The sequence below is a fragment of the Arthrobacter sp. JDC6 genome, from assembly GCF_056484025.1.
On record NZ_CM151278.1, the window covers coordinates 2,755,284 to 2,771,782 of the forward strand.

The following is a 16,499-nucleotide window of genomic DNA, read 5'->3' on the forward strand; positions in this document are numbered from 1 at the left end:
ATCCGTGCCTACCGTTCCGCCCGCCTGGCTCCGGGGAAGGTGAGCCAGGTTGGCAGCCGGTGGGCCGGCTGGAGATCTCATCCAAGAAGCCACCTGCCGCCCCGCTCCGGAATTCAGAGAATGCCCGGAATGGGATCGTCAGTTTCGGAAAAGGCTGTTTCCTTCTCCGCAAGGTATTCATTCCAAGCCTGGGCGTCCCAGATCTCGGCGCGGGTACCGGCGCCGATGACGGCAAGTTCCCTCCCGAGTCCTGCATACTCCCGGAGCGCCGGTGGAATGGTCACGCGCCCCTGCTTGTCAGGTACCTCGTCAGAGGCTCCAGAGAGAAATACGCGGATATAGTCACGTGCCTGCTTGGAGGAGATTGGCGCCTCCCGCATTTGCTCGTGGACCCGTGCAAATTCCTTCTCGCTGAAGACGTAGATGCAACGTTCCTGGCCCCTCGTGAGCACCAGGCCGCTGGCAAGCTCCTCGCGGAACTTGGCGGGGAGAATGATCCGTCCCTTTTCATCCAGACGCGGCGAGTGTGTGCCCAGAAACACTGGCCCACCGCCTGTCCGTAGTCAGGAACTGCACATCCCCTAATGTTGCAACCACCCTCTTATGTCCTCCACATTACTCCACTTTCCACCACAGTCAACGCGAAACTGCCATGTGAGCAGGTAATTTATGGGAAATGGTCCTTGAAATGGCGCGGAATCCAGGCCGTGGTGGAAAGTGGAGGACTTTTTGCTCCGGGCGGGGCGAACCGGAGTCCCAGGGCCGCCCGGACGGCGGAATTGCCGTTAAACACGAAAAGACCCGCCGCAGCGGGTCTTTTCGTGCAGTCCCCCTCCTCGAGGGGGAGAGAAATGGAGGAGCCTGGTACCCGGAGGTCCCGGCTGTTTAGGGTTCACCCCTGCGGCGCTCGTCCCAGCGCTCTTCGAGGTTGCTCATGAAAGAACTGCGCTGCTTGCCCGGTTTTCCGCCGCCGGCCTTTGACGCGGCCGTCCCGCGGGAACTGCGCATGGTGGCGAAGTACACCCCACCGCCCATCACCACGAAGCCCAGGACGCCGACAAAGATGTTCTGGAGGGTGACCCCCACCAGTAGCAGGAAGACGCCGGCAAGTGCGCAAAGGACCCCAATAACCACATGCCTCGTGGACCAGGAACGTCCCGGGTCCGAACCCATTGAGTTCGCGAACTTCGGGTCGTCCTCGTGAAGCTGCTTCTCAAGCTGCTCAAGCAGCTTCTGTTCGTGCTCCGACAGCGGCATCACGACCTCCTTTTGTAGGCCAACGTCCGGGCTGATCCCAGCCACTACTTCTACTTCCCTTGAAACGCCTGCTGTTGCTGGAAAGTTCCCGCCTGGCCGACAGTGGCCAGAACAGGAACGCAGCACGCGTACGCGGGAGCGGGAGCATGTCCAAGAGGGTCCGGCAGTAAGTCCATTCACTCGAAAACTATGTATCTATAAGGATAGATTGTTGAGGGCTGATCTGAAAGACGGCAATGACTTTGCCGGACCCCTCCGGCGGGCACTCAGGCGGGCCGCTGGGAACTGTCTCCCGGCCGGCTTTCGTGCTCCATCAGGCGGGCGGGCAGGACGGATTTGCTGCCGAATTTGCGCGTCACCTCGTCCAGTGCCTGCTCGGCTGCCCGCCAGTTGTCATCCCTGCGGTCGATGCTCAGCTGGAGCGAGGTCCTTGCAGCTTCCTCCAGCTGCTCAGCCCTTACTCCCACCAGCCGCACAGCCATGGCCCGGGTCCCGAGCGACTCCAGGAGCTGGATGACCACTGCGTAGATCAGCTGGGCACTGTCCACTGGAGTCTGGACTGTCCTGCTGCGCGTGATGGTGGAAAAGTCGGCGAAGCGCAGCTTCAGCGCCACGGTCCGGGCAACCATTCCGGAGCTCCGCAGGCGCGCGGCGGTGCGGTGGGAGAGCCGCAGCAGTTCCCGGCGAAGGAGGGCGTCATCGGCGGTGTCCACGGCGAAGGTCTCTTCGGCGCCGATACTCTTTTCCAGCCGTACCGGGGTAACGGGACGGCGATCGATGCCCCAGGCAAGCTGGTGCACGTGCTCCCCCGTTGCCCCCAGTACCTTCTTCAAGGACGACACCGGCGTCGCCGCCACGTCCGCCACCGTCCTGATTCCCATCTTGGCAAGCACCTCTCCGGTCTTGGCGCCGACGCCCCAAAGGGCGCCTACCGGAAGGCTGTGAAGATAGGGCACGGTTTCGTCCGGCCCGATGAGCAGCAGGCCGTCGGGCTTGCAGCGGGTTGAAGCGATCTTCGCCACGAACTTGGTTTCCGCAATTCCCACGGATGCAGTAATGCCCAGTTCCGCTGCCACGCGCCGCCGGATGAGCTCGCCGATTCCCCTGGGCGGGCCCAGCCGCCGCAGCGCCCCCGTGACGTCCAGGAAGGCCTCGTCAACGCTGAGCGGCTCCACAAGCCCGGTGATGGATTCGAAGATGGCCATCAGTTGCCCGGACACCTCGTAGTACAGCTTGTGCCGGGGTTCAATGACCACCGCCTGCGGACACATGCGCATGGCCACGGCCATGGGCATCGCCGACTTCACACCGAAGGCGCGGGCCTCGTATGACCCTGAGAGGACCACCGAGCGTTCCCCGGGGAAGCCAACAATGACGGGCTTGCCCCGGAGCTCGGGGCGCGTCCGGAGTTCCACTGAAACAAAGAAAGCGTCCATGTCCACGTGCATCATGCACGAGGGCCGGCGGCCCGGAGGGCGCGCGGCGGTTGGCTGGTTCGTACCTGCGGGCCCCACGGATCCCATCCTATCGGTTCACCGGAGACTGCAGGTTTGTCAGGGCGGCAGGGGAGGCTGGCTAAACTGGAGGCTGGTTCCGCCAACAACACCAGGAGGAAAGTCTCTGTGACGGCTATTGGAAACTTCAAGCCAGCTGGCCTGGCCGCGCTTGCCGCCATCGGGGCACTTACCCTGGCGGCATGCCAGACCCCGTCCGGCCAGGCAGAGCCGTCCCGGTCCGCATCCGTCGCCGCGACCCAATCCACTGTGACCGCCTCCCCCAGCCCCTCGGCGTCGCCCAACACGTCCGCAACCGTGGGCGCCGTCGTGGCGGGCTTCCCCCAGCAACTCCTGCCCCTGATGCCGGGGGCAACAGTGGTGTCCAGCAGCTTTGACAAGGCCTCAGCGCCCGCCACTGCAGCCCTCGTGGGTACTGTCACGGCGCCCACTGCCTCCGTGATGGACTTTTATTCCAAGGCTTTGGAAGGCCAGGGCTTCAAGGCCGTTCCCGGGGACAAGGTGGGCGCGGTGGCTTCCAAGGATTTCGTCCGCGGTGACAACGAGACCGTGAACCTCTCCGTGGTGGAAGCCGCCGGTGTTTCCACTTTCACCATCGGGGCCAACGTGGCAGCTGAGTCAGCCAAGTGACGGCCGCGGAGCAGTTGAGGAATGAACAGGCTGATTTTGTGGCAGGAGTTGCCGGCGAGCTGACCAGCTTCCTGACCGCACGCCAGTCGGTGATGTCCGGCATTTCCCCGGACATCGAGCCCATCATGGGTTCCATCTCGAATTTGGTGACCGGCGGAAAACGCCTCCGCGCCCTGATGTGCTACTGGGGATGGCGGGGTGCAGGCGGCGAGGCCGGATCAGGCCAGGTGGTCACGGCCGGCGCAGCCCTCGAGCTGTTCCAGGCTGCCGCCCTGATCCACGACGACATCATCGACCGTTCGGACACCCGGCGGGGCGGTCCCAGCGTGCACCGCCGCTTCAGCCAGCTGCACACATCGCAGGGCTGGGCGCTGGACAGCGAACGGTTTGGGCAGGCCGCAGCGATCCTTGCCGGCGACCTTTGCCTGTCCTTCAGCGAGGAGGCGTTCACCGACATCGGCGAGCCGGCCGCGTCGGGCAGCAGGGCCAGGCTCATCTTCAACCTCATGCGCGCCGAGGTCATGGCCGGACAGTACCTGGACATCCTGGAGGAAGTGGCCGGACCGGTCCGGGACCGCGCCGGTGCCGTTGGCAGGGCGCAATCGATCATCCGGTTCAAGAGTGCCAAGTACTCCACCGAGCACCCCTTGGCGTTGGGCGGAGCTTTGGCCGGAGCGTCCAATGACCTGCTCCGCGGCTATTCAGCGTTCGCCCTCCCGCTGGGCGAGGCCTTCCAGCTCCGCGATGACGTCCTGGGCGTGTTCGGGGATCCGCTGACCACAGGCAAGCCGGCCGGCGATGATTTGCGTGAAGGGAAGCGGACCGTTCTGGTGGCCCTCGCCCTGGACCAGGCTTCGCCGGAAGAGTCCGCGTTCATCGATGCCAGCCTGGGCAGGCCCGATCTGTCCGAATCCGACATCGTCGAAATTCGACGGATTATCGAGGATTCCGGCGCGCTGCAGGCCACGGAAGTCCTTATCAATGAATTCGGCGCGGCAGCATTCGATGCCCTTGACGGGCTTCCGTTGGACGAGCTGCCCAAGACCGCCCTTCGGAAGCTGGCTGAAGCTACCGTCAGCCGAGCCTCCTGAAAGCGGCAGCTACCAGGCCAGAGTCTGGGCCCTGCGCCTGATTTCGGTCTTGCGCCCTTCCCGAAGGGCATCGATGGGGCGGCCGCGCAGGGATTCGTCGGCGGTGAACAGCCAGCCAATAAGGTCCTCGTCCGAATAGCCGGCATCTGCCAGCACCACGATGGTCCCCTTTAGGCTGTCCACTACCTGGCCGTCCTGGATGAATTCCGCTGGAACCGACCGGATCTTCCGTTCCCCAACGCGCAATGCAGCGAGGGCATGTTCGTCAATCAGGCTGTGGACCTTGGTGATGGAGACATCCAATAAACGGGCGACGTCGGGCAGTGGCAGCCACTCGCCCACCAGGTTTTCTACGTTATTCACGGATCAAGGTTGCCACGCTGCGCACCCCCGCGCCTAGTCGGAGCATTCCATTCCGCTCCTGGCCTGCGGACACTCCCGAAAAGAGGGCATTACGGGGAATCCCAAAATTCTTGTGCTATCCGCTAATTCATGAGAGATTCACACTCATAACATTTGTAACACTAATAACTTGAGTCACAGTAGTATCAAGATTGACAGCGGCATCCCCGTCCGCGTCCGCACCCGCAGTTGAGAAGAGGATTCCTTCCGATGACGACGTCCCGCTCGCCAAAGCAGCCCCCCAAGCCGAGTCTGCCGATGATTGCCGCCACCACAGCGGCGCTGCCAGCGGTCGTATTGTCATCCTTGGCCCTCGCTCAACCTGCCGCAGCACAGCAGCCCGCACGGAACATCCCCAGCAGCCTCGCAGCAGCCATGAAGGCCCAGGCTGCAGCGAAGGCAGCCGGAACGGTGATTCCCGCCGCCGTGGTATCCACCACCATCCCGGCCGCCTTCCAGCCCGCACAGCCGGCGGCACCTGCGGAGTACACGATTGCCCGCGGCGACACCGTCAGCGCGATTGCCGGCCGCTTCGGTTTGGATACCGGCGAAATCCTCAAGCTGAACAACCTGCAGGCCAACACCATCATTTACCCGGGGCAGAAACTAAAGCTGTCCGGTTCGGCTGCACCTGCGGCCCCCGCACCTGCGGCTGCCCCGGCTGCTCCGGCCCCTGCTGGTGGAGCAACGTACACGGTGAAGCCGGGCGACACCCTCGGTGCGATCGCAGCAAAGCACAACGTGGCCCTTTCCGACGTCTTCACCTGGAACAATCTCTCCATGCGCTCCATCATCTACCCGGGGCAGAAGATCAAGGTGGGTGGCGGCGATTCCACGCCTGCTCCCGCAGCGGCCCCGGCCCCCGCCCCGGCCGCACCTGCGCTGGCCGCCACCTCAGCACCGGCAACCGGCTCCTACACGATCAAAGCCGGAGACACGCTGTCGGCGATTGCATCCCGGCACGGGGTAAAGCTGTCTGACCTGCTCTCGGCGAACAAGCTGGGCATGACCAGCATCATCTACCCTGGCAGCAAGCTGGCCATTCCCGGCGGCTCCGGCCAGTCGGATCCGCAGCCGGCTGCTGCGGCCCCGCAGCCTGCTGCCGCGCCCCTGGTGCCCAGCTCCTTCCTGGGCTTCAGCTACCCGGCTGCCGTGGTCAGCTCGGCCAATGAAAACAAGGCCCTGCTGAACGCCTCCCCCGTTCCCTCGCGGGATGAAATGAAGAACATCGTTGCCGATACGGCACGCCGGATGGGAGTGGATCCTTCCCTGGCCCTCGCCTTCGCCTTCCAGGAATCCGGTTTCAACCAGCGCGCCGTGTCACCGGCCAACGCCATCGGCACCATGCAGGTCATTCCCAGTTCCGGGCAGTGGGCCTCAGACCTGGTGGGCCGGAAGCTGAACCTGTTGGACCCCTACGACAATGCCACAGCCGGCATCGCCATCATCCGGCAGTTGCTGGCCACCAGCAAGGACCAGGACACCGCCATTGCCGGGTACTACCAGGGCCAGTACTCGGTGAGCAAGTACGGCATGTACGACGACACCAAGGCCTACCTCGCTGCCATCAAGGCGCACCAGAAGAACTTCGGCTGAGCCGGCCGCCGGCCAGTTCCTGAGTGCGGGTCCGAACCGTTACCGGTTCGGACCCGTTTTCGTGTCGGACGCGTTTTGCTGCGGGATTAGGATCGTATGGTGCAGGAACACGTGTCAGACCCAGTTGCAGGGACCCTGGTGGACAACCGTTATGCAGTCACCTCCAGGCTTGCCCGTGGCGGAATGTCCACCGTCTACCTGGCCATAGACCAAAGGCTGGACCGTGAGGTGGCGCTGAAGGTGCTGCACCCCCACCTCGCTGCTGACGGGAACTTCCTGGACCGGCTGGGCCGGGAGGCAAAGGCGGCCGCCCGGCTGTCGCATCCGCACGTGGTGGGTGTCCTTGACCAGGGCAATGACGGCAACACGGCCTACCTCGTAATGGAGTACATCAAGGGCCACACGCTGAGGGACGTTCTCAGGGAAAGGGGTGCCCTGCCTCCCCGGCTGGCGCTGGCACTGATCGATCCGGTGGTGGAGGGCCTGGGCGCGGCACACGCTGCCGGCTTTATCCACCGTGACGTCAAGCCCGAGAACGTCCTGATCGCCGATGACGGCAGGATCAAAATAGGCGACTTTGGACTTGCCCGTGCCGTTACCAGTTCAACCAGCACCGGGGCCCTGCTCGGAACGGTGGCCTATATCTCCCCGGAACTGGTCCTGGGCAAGCCGGCAGACGCCCGCAGCGACGTCTACTCCGTGGGCATCATGCTGTATGAGATGTTGACCGGCAGGCAGCCGTTCGAGGGCGAAGTCCCCATCCAGGTGGCCTACCAGCACGTCAACGGAACCGTGGGCCCGCCATCGGACCTGGTGCCGGGGCTGGCCGGGGAAGTGGACGAACTGGTGCAGTGGTGTACTGCCAATGATCCGGAAAACCGGCCGGTGGACGGCAATGCCCTGCTGCAGGAACTGCGCCACATCCGGACCAACCTCACTGATGCCGAACTGGACCTGCTGCCTCCTGCAGCCGCTGCCGCCGCGTCCCAGCACCAGACCGAGGTCCTGGCACGGCGCAGCAACCCCACAACGCTGATGCCTCCCGCCCGGCCCGCCGCCCCTGCCTACCCGCCCGGCCGGCAGGAGGCACCGGCCCCGTCGGCATCGGCGGGCCCTGCCGCCCAGGTGCCATACCACCAACGGCCCGGATTAGCATTGCCCGACGACGACGATGCGGACAACGGGTGGTCTCCCCCGCCGCGGCTGGGCAAGCGGGCCCAGCGCCGGGCGGACAAGGAAAGCGGGAAACTCCGCGCCCTTGCCGCTGCCACGCCGGTGCGCACGCTTCGGGAGGGAAATCCCCGCCGCCGCGGCATCCTTTGGGTCCTGGTCCTCATCATCGCCGCACTCCTGGCGACGGGCGCCGGCTGGTTTTTCGGAATGGGTCCGGGCGCCGCGGCCGCCGTACCGGCGGTCGCCAACAAGACTGTGGCGCAGGCCCAGCAGTTGCTGGGCGGAGCGGGCTTCCGCTCCACTACGAGCGATGTCTTCGACGACGAGGTGCCCACCGGGCTGATAGTGGGCACGGACCCCGCCGCGGGGACGGAGATCCGGAAGTTCCAGCCGGTTTCCCTGCTGGTTTCAAAAGGTCCCCAGCTTTTCCCCTTGCCGAAACTCACGGGCGGAACCTTGTCTGAGGCGAAGACCTCCCTCAACTCCGATGGCATGGCCCTGGGCACTGTCACTGAACAGTTCGATGAACAGGCGGCTGCTGGAACCGTCATGTCGCAGGACCCTGCCGCGGGCACGCCTGCCCGCCACGGCACCCCCGTTGCGATCGTGGTTTCCAAGGGCCCGCAGCCCATCGCCGTCCCTTCGGTGGTCGGGAAATCCGGGGACGACGCCGTGGCGGCACTGAAGGCAGCAGGCCTCACTGCCAAAGTAGCCCCGGAGGCGGTGTTTGACCGGAACATCCCGGAGGGCGCCGTCGTCAGCCAGTCCCCCGCCAACGGGACACTGACCCGGGGTGGCACTGTTACCCTGACCATTTCCAAGGGCCCCAGGATGGTGGCGGTGCCGAGCTACATCGGCAAGCAGGCAACTGAAGCGCGCAAGGCGCTGGAAGCACTCGGCTTCCAGGTCCGGGTGAACAACATTTTGGGCGGCTTCTTCGGCACGGTGAGGGACCAGTCGCCGGTGAACCGGGAAGTTCCGGAGGGCTCAGTCATCACCATCACCGTGGTGTAGCCCCCTGTCTTTCAATGAAAAAGGGTGGGCCGGCAGTGCCGGCCCACCCTTTTACTGCCCTGGTCCTAGTGCTTGGCGAGGGCGCCGGCCACCAGGAACGCCATCTCAAGGGACTGCATGTGGTTCAGGCGGGGATCGCAGACGGACTCGTAGCGGTCCAGGAAGGCCTCCTGGTCGATCGGGTCCGCGCCACCCAGGCACTCCGCGACGTCATCGCCGGTCATCTCGACGTGCAGGCCGCCCGGTACCGTCCCCAGCCCGTGGTGCACCTCGAAGAAACCGCGCACCTCGTCAATGACGTCGTCGAAATTGCGCGTCTTGTAACCGTTGGGCGACGTGACGGTGTTGCCATGCATGGGGTCCGTCACCCACAGGACCTGCGCGCCGGAGGCGGTGACCTTTTCGACGACGGCCGGCAGTTTTTCGCGGATGTTGCCGGCGCCCATACGGGTAATGAAGGTGAGCCGGCCGGGTTCGCGGTCCGGATCCAGCTTGTCGATCAGGCGGAGGGCGTCATCACCGGTGGTGGACGGCCCGAGCTTGACGCCGATCGGGTTGCGCACCCGTGAAAGGAAGTCGACGTGGGCGTGGTCCAGCTCGCGGGTGCGCTCCCCGATCCAGAGGAAGTGGGCCGAAGTGTCGTACGGGAAGCCGGTGCGGGAGTCGATGCGGGTGAGGGCGCGTTCGTAGTCGAGCAGCAGGGCCTCGTGGCTTGCGAAGAACTCAACCCGCTTAAGTGCTTCGAAATCGGCGCCGCAGGACGCCATGAACTTGATGGCCCGGTCGATGTCGCGGGCCAGCGACTCATAGCGGGCGTGGGCCGGGTTCTCGGTGAAGCCCTTGTTCCACTGGTGCACGGAGCGCAGGTCCGCGAAACCGCCCTGGGTGAAGGCCCGGATGAGGTTCAGCGTGGATGCGGAAGTGTGGTAGGCACGCAGCATCCTCGACGCATCGTGGCCGCGTGACTCGGCGGTGAAGTCGTAGCCGTTGACGATGTCGCCGCGGTAGGCGGGCAGGGTCACTCCGTTACGGGTTTCGTCATTGGAGGAGCGGGGCTTGGCGAACTGGCCGGCCATCCGGCCCATCTTGATAACCGGCATTGCTGCGCCGTAGGTAAGCACCACGGCCATCTGGAGGATGGTTTTGACCCGGGCGCTGATCTTGTCAGCCGTGGCGGCCTCGAATGTTTCGGCGCAATCACCGCCCTGCAGCAGGAACGCCTTGCCTTGGGCGGCAGCAGCCAGGCGCTCGCGCAGCACGTCCACTTCGCCGGCGAACACCAGCGGCGGCAGGACGGAGAGTTCTTTCACCGAAGCCTCAAATACATCCCGGTCCTGCCAACTGGGCTGCTGGGAAATGGGAAGGTCCCGCCAGTGGTCCAGTCCGGGATAGTTTGCCGCTCCGCTCTGGGCGGTGCTGGACAGCGAAAAGGCGGGTTTTGCAGATAGCTCAGTCACCCTCTAAGACTAACGGCAGGGCGGCACCACCGGGCACCTGGCCGTCACGCTGACCGTCGCCGCCGTCACAACTGCGGCGCGCCCCGAGGAAGGTCCGGCTACCCCGTCGCCGATGTTCCGGCGTCGTCCCCGGCGTCATCGCGGGCACCGGGCTGCGGTACGGACGGTCCTCCGGCGCCTGGCTCCGGGACAAAACCATTGTCGGCGGCCACCGGAGCGGCAAGCGGTTCGGCTGCAGCCACGGGTTCTCCGGGCTTGCCGGCGAGCCGAAGCTTCACCACGGCGGCGTACTCGTCCACGTACTCCTGCCCGGAAAGCCTCATCAGCTGGGACATAATCTCATCCGTGACCTTGCGCTGGACCGTCCTGTCCTCTGCCTGCTCACGGTACTGGCTGAAGTCCAGCGGTTCGCCGAAGATCATCCCGATCCGGCGGATATTGGGCAGCCGTTTGCCGATGGGCTGGACCTTGTCAGTGCCGATCATGGCAACCGGAATCACCGGGACGCCGGCCTGCAGGGCCAGCCTGGCCACGCCCACCTTGCCGCGGTACAACCGCCCGTCGGGGCTGCGCGTGCCCTCGGGGTAAATGCCCAGCAGGCCGCCTGCGTTAAGTACTTCCATCCCGGCATTCAGGGATGCGGCAGAGGCAGCGCCTCCGGACCGGTCCATGGGCAACTGGTTGGTGAGGCGGAAGAACGCGGCAGTCAGCCTGCCCTTGATTCCGGTGCCCGTGAAGTACTCGGACTTGGCCAGGAAGACCACGGGCCGCCGCACCATGAGTGGCATGAAGATGGAATCGGAGAATGAAAGGTGGTTGGAGGCGATGATGGCGGCCCCCTGCGCGGGAATATTGTCCAGGCCCTTGACCCAAGGCCGGAACAGCAGCTTGATCACCGGACCGAGGAAGATCCTTTTCATAACCCAATAGAACACGTGGTGAACCTCTCCGGAAGGCAGCCCCCGGGCCCTGCGTCGGGCCTGGCCAGCGAGTCAATGCAACCCTACTCTAGTGAGATTTGGCGGGAACAGTGACACGATGGAGTCATGACTGAAAGCAGCATCCCGACCCGGCCGGCCGCTTTCAGTTATCCAGGCCACGGGGCCAATGCCCGCATCGGGGTAGCCATATGCCACGGCTTCACGGGCAGTCCGCTGAGCATCATGCCGTGGGCGCAGCACCTGGCGGAGCTGGGGTACGCCGTATCCGTCCCCCTGCTGCCGGGGCACGGCACGGACTGGCGCCAGCTTGCGCGGACAAGCTGGAAAGACTGGTACCGCAGCTACGAAACGGCCCTCCTGGATCTCTCGGGGCGCACCGATGCCTGCTTCGCCGCGGGTCTGTCCATGGGCGGTGCCATTGCACTGCTTGCGGCGTCCCGCCACCACGTGGCCGGTGTCAGTGTGGTCAACCCCGGGCTGAGCTTCTACGACCGGCGGGTGCGGATCATAGGACTCCTCAAATACTTCCAGCGGACCACGGTTCCCATTCAGGAGGACCAACCCACGGCACCCGCGACGGACGACGGCGACTATTCGCTGACTCCGCTGGCTGCCGTGCATGAGCTGAAGAAACTGTTCGGGGCGGCAGTGCGCGGCCTGCCCCGGGTGGACGCCCCGGTCCAGGTCTTCAAGTCGCGCACTGACGCCGTTGTTCCGCCAACATCGCTGGCGCTGCTGCGCAAAGGGCTGGCCGGACACCTCGCGGAAGTGACGGACCTTGCCAGCAGCGGACATGTGGCTACTCTTGACGTTGACGCGCCCGTAATTTTCGCCCGGTCGGCAGAATTCGTCGCCGCCCACGCCCGCCGCACCAGCACCTTGGAGACGACATGACGTCCGGTCCGGACCACAGCCCCTTCAGCAGTGCCTTCAGCGGCGAAGGGCCCCGCACGGGAGTCGTCCTGTCCCACGGCTTCACGGGGAGCCCCCATGGCCTGCGCGCCTGGGCCATGGCCTTCGCCGCGGCCGGTTTCGCCGTCCGGATGCCGCTGCTGCCGGGCCACGGGACCAGTTGGCAGGACCTTGCCCGAACCCGCTGGCAGCAATGGCACGGCGCCCTGGATGACGCCTTCCTGGAACTGGACGCCGAGTGTGACCAGGTCTTCGCGGCGGGCCTTAGCATGGGCGGGGCCCTGGCCCTGCGCATCGCGGCCACCCGGCCGGTCGCCGGAGTCCTCCTGGTGAACCCCGGCCTGGTGATTGACGATCCCCGGGCGTCGCTGGCCGGGCTCCTCAAACTGGTGCTGAAAAGCACCCCGTCCATCGGCAATGACATCCTCAAGGCAGGTGTGGACGAGGGCGCGTATGCCCGCACCCCTGTGGCCGCGGCCCATGAGCTCAACAAAATGTTCAAGGACACTGTCCGGCTCCTCCCACGGGTCACGGCACCTGTCCAGGTGTACCGTTCCGCTGTGGACCACGTGGTGTCCGATGCCAGCATGGATGTCCTCCGGCGGGGCCTGGCACACGCGCCCCTGGAAGTGGTCCGGCTGGAGAACAGCTACCACGTGGCCACGCTGGACAACGACGCCGACCGCATCTTCGAGGGGTCGGTGGACTTTATCCGCCGGGTGCTGGCATCCGGGCCCGCCAGCCCGGCCGGACCGGGACAGGAGGTCCGCAGTGAACAGGCCTGATTCGGAGCAGCCGGACCAGGGTGCCAACCAGGACGACGCCGTATGGCTTGACTTGGTGGCGCGGCTCGAATCGGACACCGTGGCCATTCGGCCCGACACTCCTGTATCCGGGGAGCAACCGCCCACCGGGATTGTGCCCAATGGAACTGTGCCCCATGGAACCGGGCACAATGAAACTGCGCCCACCGGAAGTGGACCTACCGCGCCCGAAACGCCTGGCCCGTCCTCCTTCCGGGACTTCGATCCCTTGGGCCTGGCCGGGAGGCCGCCGGCCGAACCGTCTGCGGCGCAGCGCCAGGCGTCAGGTGGGCCGGACGGTCCTACGGCAAGCGGGTCCCCGGAGGGACCGCGGGACTATGAGGTGGACGACGACGGCGAGGAGTTCGTGCCGGAGGAACCGCCCAGCCTGGCCGGCACCGATCCCCTGACCATGCTGGCCTGGCTCGGCGCCGTAGGTGGACCGGTGGCGCTGCTGCTGTCGGCAATGTTCTGGCGCACGGCGCCCCTGCTGGCCATCGTCGGCATTGTTGCCGTGTTCGTGCTGGGGACGGTGTACCTGATCATGAAGCTGCCCGAAGAAAAGAACGGCGACGACGACGGCGCGAGGGTCTAGCGCAGCTCCTCCTGGGCCACCGCCGGACCAGCCGCCGTCGTCAATTGCGGACGCGGCTGCTGACGCGCGAAAGGTCGGCCGCGCCGATGAGGCCCGCGTTGGGGCCCAGGGCCGCCAACTCGATCCCTGCGGCCGGGCGGAATCCGCGGCCCGTCAGGTTCCGCGCGAACGCTTTGCGGGCCGGCTCCACCAGCAGGTCGCCCGCCGAGCAGAGCCCGCCGCCGATAACGAAGAGGCCCGGGTCCAGCGCCGCCGCCAGGTTGGCCAGCCCCAGGCCGAGCCATTCGCCAACTTCCTCGATCAGCTCCCGTGAGGCGGGATCGCCGGCCAGGGCCAGTTCGGTCACGATGGCTCCGGTGATGGCCTCGGGATGTCCGCCCACGGCTGCCAGCAGGTCGTGGGCCACCGGCGAGTTCGACCGGGCCAGGAGCCTGGCTTCGCGGCCCAGGGCGTTGCCGGAGGCGTATTGTTCCCAGCATCCGCGGTTGCCGCATTCGCAGCGGTGGCCTCCGGGCATGATGATCTGGTGGCCGAACTCCCCTGCCACGCCGAACCGGCCACGTTCCACCCTGCCGTCCATCACCATGGCGCCCCCGATGCCGGTGCCCAGCGTGATGCAGACCAGCCGGTCCTCTCCCTGCCCGGCGCCAAAGCGCCATTCGGCCCAGGCCGCGGCGTCGGCGTCGTTGGTCAGCAACACCGGACGGCGGAGGAGCCGCTGGAGGTTCTCACGCAGCGGTTCGTTGCGCCAGGCCAGGTGCGGGCTGAAGAGCACGGTTCCACCGGCCAGGTCCATCCACCCCGCAGCACCGATGCCCACGGACCAGATGCGGTGCCCCCGGCCGAGTTCCTCCACCAGTTCCACGATGACCTGCTCCACTGCCCGTGGGTCGGTGCCCGGGGTGGACCGGCGCGCTTCACTGAGGATCCTGCCTTCCGCGTCCACCACCCCGGCGGCCACCTTGGTCCCCCCGATGTCTATGCCGATGGCCAGCCCCTTGCGGCCAAGGCGAAGGTGCCCGCCCACACTTCCGTGCAACTGTCCGGCGCGGTACGTGGCGGGACGGCGGCGCCAGGGCGCTGGTCTTTTGAGGGGGCCGGCCTGATCGCCGGACGACGGTCCGTACATAGTGCACCATTCTAGGCGGGCGGAAGGATTGTCTTGACATACAGTCCCCCATCCAGCGCCCATTGACGGCTAAGTTACTCGCCAGTAGGTTTGTGTACTGCACAGTTCCGGCAGGGGTACTAGTCTTTAGGCAAACCCCTGCGCGGGACTTCAGATATCAAAGGAGCTATAGTGCGCGAATTCAGTGTTCCGCCCCTGGTTGTTGTCCCTCCGGAAACCAACATCACCGACCTGGTGCTGCGGCAGGCAGCCAAGCCCAGCAACCCGGCACTGTTTTCCCGCCTGGACTCCGCAGGCTCGTGGCGCGACGTGTCCGCCACCGAGTTCCTCGCCGACGTGAAGGCGCTGGCCAAGGGGCTCATCGCCAGTGGGGTGGGGGCGGGCGACCGCGTTGGCATCATGTCCCGCACCCGTTACGAGTGGGCACTCGTGGACTTCTCCATCTGGTTCGCCGGGGCTGTGTCGGTGCCCATCTATGAAACCTCGTCCCCTTCCCAGGTTGCCTGGAACCTGGGCGATTCCGGCGCTGTGGCGGCATTCGGCGAGTCCGCCCATCACGAAAACGTCATCCGGCAGGCCGTCACCGCCGAAGGACTCACGGCAGTGCAGCATGTGTGGCAACTCGAGGGCCAAGGCCTCGACAGCCTTCGCGAGGCAGGCCGCGACGTCAGCGATGAAGAGCTGGAGTCACGACGCAGTGCAGCCGGCCTCCACGACATTGCCACGATCATTTACACGTCGGGCACCACAGGGCGTCCCAAAGGCTGCGAACTCACGCATGGCAACTTTGTGGAGCTGTCCGACAACGCACTGGCCATCATCGGTGAAATCGTCCACGAGAACGCCAAGACCATCATGTTCCTCCCGCTGGCCCATGTGTTTGCCCGCTTCATTTCGGTGCTGGCCATGGCGGCCGGTACCACCGTGGCCCACACTCCGGACATCAAGAACCTCCTGGCCGACCTGCAAAGCTACGAGCCGACATTCATCCTTGCGGTGCCCAGGGTCTTTGAAAAGGTCTACAACTCCGCGCTGACCAAGGCGGAGGACGGCGGCAAGGGCGCCATCTTCCACCGCGCCGCCGAAACTGCCATCGCGTTTTCCAAAGCCCGCCAGGACGGACACGTGGGGCTGGGCCTGAAGCTGCGGCACGCACTGTTCGACAAACTGGTGTACGGCAAGCTGCGGGCGGCGATGGGCGGACACGTTGCCCACGCGGTGTCCGGCGGCGGCCCGCTTGGCGAGCGGCTGGGACACTTCTTCCAGGGCATCGGGATGCAGGTGCTGGAGGGCTATGGCCTCACCGAGACCACCGCCCCCATCACGGTCAACACCCCGTCCCGGATCAAGATCGGTTCGGTGGGCAAGCCCCTCCCGGGAAACGCCGTGAAGATTGCCGACGACGGCGAGATCCTGGCCAAGGGGGTCTGCGTGATGCGGGGCTACTACCGGCGGGACGACCTCACAGCAGAGGCGTTCACCGATGGCTGGTTCCACACCGGTGACATCGGCCGGCTGGACGATGAAGGCTTCGTCTGGATCACCGGCCGCAAGAAGGAGATCATCGTCACCGCGGGCGGCAAGAACGTCATCCCCGCGTTGCTCGAAGACCAGATCCGTGCCGACGCCCTGGTGTCGCAGGTCCTGGTGGTGGGTGACAACAGGCCGTTCATCGGGGCCCTGGTGACCCTCGACCAGGAAGCGCTTCCAGGGTGGCTCCAGCGCCACGGCCTTCCGGCGGACACCACCCTTGAGCAGGCGGCGGGCAACCCGGTAGTGAAGGCAGCAGTGCAGGACCTGATTACCGCGGCAAACACCTCGGTTTCCCAGGCCGAGGCCATCAAGTCCTTCCGCATCGTCCCGGCAGACTTCACCGAAGCCTCCGGGCACCTGACCCCCTCCATGAAGGTGAAGCGGGCGCAGGTGATGAAGGACTTCGAAACCGTCATCGAGGAGATGTACTCCGCGCCGCATTCCTGACGTCC

General features: G+C 65.6%; 15 protein-coding genes. 8 read left to right on the forward strand and 7 right to left on the reverse strand.

Annotated features, from left to right (window positions below):
- Positions 1-113: 113 nt before the first annotated feature.
- From mraZ to dinB, 3 genes are all read right to left on the reverse strand, one after another.
- Positions 114-542: a division/cell wall cluster transcriptional repressor MraZ gene (mraZ, locus tag ACV095_RS12820; protein ID WP_018763545.1), complete on the reverse strand. Its 429-nt coding sequence runs from the start codon at positions 540-542 to the stop codon at positions 114-116.
- A 343-nt stretch (positions 543-885) separates the two neighbouring features.
- Positions 886-1,257: a DUF3040 domain-containing protein gene (locus ACV095_RS12825; protein WP_018771511.1), complete on the reverse strand. Its 372-nt coding sequence runs from the start codon at positions 1,255-1,257 to the stop codon at positions 886-888.
- A gap of 266 nt (positions 1,258-1,523) precedes the next feature.
- A complete protein-coding gene (gene dinB, locus ACV095_RS12830) occupies positions 1,524-2,771 on the reverse strand; it encodes a DNA polymerase IV (protein ID WP_478222023.1) in 1,248 nt (415 codons plus the stop codon).
- 108 nt (positions 2,772-2,879) lie between these two features.
- Here dinB and ACV095_RS12835 point away from each other — a divergent pair, with 108 nt between their 5' ends.
- The gene (locus ACV095_RS12835) at positions 2,880-3,401 is read left to right on the forward strand and encodes a hypothetical protein (protein WP_018771509.1); all 522 of its coding nucleotides are present in this window, start codon (positions 2,880-2,882) and stop codon (positions 3,399-3,401) included.
- Positions 3,398-4,492: a polyprenyl synthetase family protein gene (locus ACV095_RS12840; RefSeq protein WP_056389738.1), complete on the forward strand. Its 1,095-nt coding sequence runs from the start codon at positions 3,398-3,400 to the stop codon at positions 4,490-4,492. The genes ACV095_RS12835 and ACV095_RS12840 overlap by 4 nt, the downstream gene beginning before the upstream one ends.
- Before the next feature lie 9 nt (positions 4,493-4,501).
- Here ACV095_RS12840 and ACV095_RS12845 read toward each other — a convergent pair whose 3' ends face one another.
- The gene (locus tag ACV095_RS12845) at positions 4,502-4,855 is read right to left on the reverse strand and encodes an Rv2175c family DNA-binding protein (protein WP_026266108.1); all 354 of its coding nucleotides are present in this window, start codon (positions 4,853-4,855) and stop codon (positions 4,502-4,504) included.
- A gap of 249 nt (positions 4,856-5,104) precedes the next feature.
- Here ACV095_RS12845 and ACV095_RS12850 point away from each other — a divergent pair, with 249 nt between their 5' ends.
- The gene (locus ACV095_RS12850) at positions 5,105-6,490 is read left to right on the forward strand and encodes a lytic transglycosylase domain-containing protein (protein ID WP_026266107.1); all 1,386 of its coding nucleotides are present in this window, start codon (positions 5,105-5,107) and stop codon (positions 6,488-6,490) included.
- A gap of 96 nt (positions 6,491-6,586) precedes the next feature.
- The gene (pknB, locus tag ACV095_RS12855) at positions 6,587-8,677 is read left to right on the forward strand and encodes a Stk1 family PASTA domain-containing Ser/Thr kinase (RefSeq protein WP_268002915.1); all 2,091 of its coding nucleotides are present in this window, start codon (positions 6,587-6,589) and stop codon (positions 8,675-8,677) included.
- 65 nt (positions 8,678-8,742) lie between these two features.
- Here the strand turns inward: pknB and ACV095_RS12860 are convergent, their stop codons facing one another.
- Both ACV095_RS12860 and ACV095_RS12865 read right to left on the reverse strand, forming a co-directional pair.
- A complete protein-coding gene (locus tag ACV095_RS12860; protein WP_478222024.1) occupies positions 8,743-10,134 on the reverse strand; it encodes a class II 3-deoxy-7-phosphoheptulonate synthase in 1,392 nt (463 codons plus the stop codon).
- 98 nt (positions 10,135-10,232) lie between these two features.
- Positions 10,233-11,069, reverse strand: a complete 837-nt coding sequence (locus ACV095_RS12865) for a lysophospholipid acyltransferase family protein (protein WP_026266106.1) — start codon at positions 11,067-11,069, stop codon at positions 10,233-10,235.
- A 111-nt stretch (positions 11,070-11,180) separates the two neighbouring features.
- On the opposite strand from ACV095_RS12865, the gene ACV095_RS12870 reads away from it, so the two are divergent.
- From ACV095_RS12870 to ACV095_RS12880, 3 genes are read left to right on the forward strand one after another with little or no spacing between them, the layout of a single operon-like run.
- Positions 11,181-11,969, forward strand: coding sequence for an alpha/beta hydrolase (locus tag ACV095_RS12870; RefSeq protein ID WP_018771502.1), 789 nt, complete (start codon positions 11,181-11,183; stop codon positions 11,967-11,969).
- Positions 11,966-12,772 (forward strand): alpha/beta hydrolase, encoded by an 807-nt coding sequence (locus tag ACV095_RS12875; protein ID WP_018771501.1) that lies wholly within the window; start codon positions 11,966-11,968, stop codon positions 12,770-12,772. Before ACV095_RS12870 ends, ACV095_RS12875 begins: the two co-directional genes overlap by 4 nt.
- Positions 12,759-13,385 carry a hypothetical protein gene (locus ACV095_RS12880; RefSeq protein WP_134164411.1) on the forward strand — a complete coding sequence of 209 codons (627 nt, stop codon included), beginning with the start codon at positions 12,759-12,761 and terminating at the stop codon, positions 13,383-13,385. Before ACV095_RS12875 ends, ACV095_RS12880 begins: the two co-directional genes overlap by 14 nt.
- A 40-nt stretch (positions 13,386-13,425) precedes the next feature.
- Here the strand turns inward: ACV095_RS12880 and ACV095_RS12885 are convergent, their stop codons facing one another.
- Positions 13,426-14,514 carry an ROK family glucokinase gene (locus ACV095_RS12885; RefSeq protein ID WP_026266105.1) on the reverse strand — a complete coding sequence of 363 codons (1,089 nt, stop codon included), beginning with the start codon at positions 14,512-14,514 and terminating at the stop codon, positions 13,426-13,428.
- A gap of 171 nt (positions 14,515-14,685) precedes the next feature.
- Between ACV095_RS12885 and ACV095_RS12890 the strand changes: the two genes are divergently transcribed.
- Positions 14,686-16,494: an AMP-dependent synthetase/ligase gene (locus ACV095_RS12890; RefSeq protein WP_478222025.1), complete on the forward strand. Its 1,809-nt coding sequence runs from the start codon at positions 14,686-14,688 to the stop codon at positions 16,492-16,494.
- Positions 16,495-16,499 lie beyond the last annotated feature (5 nt).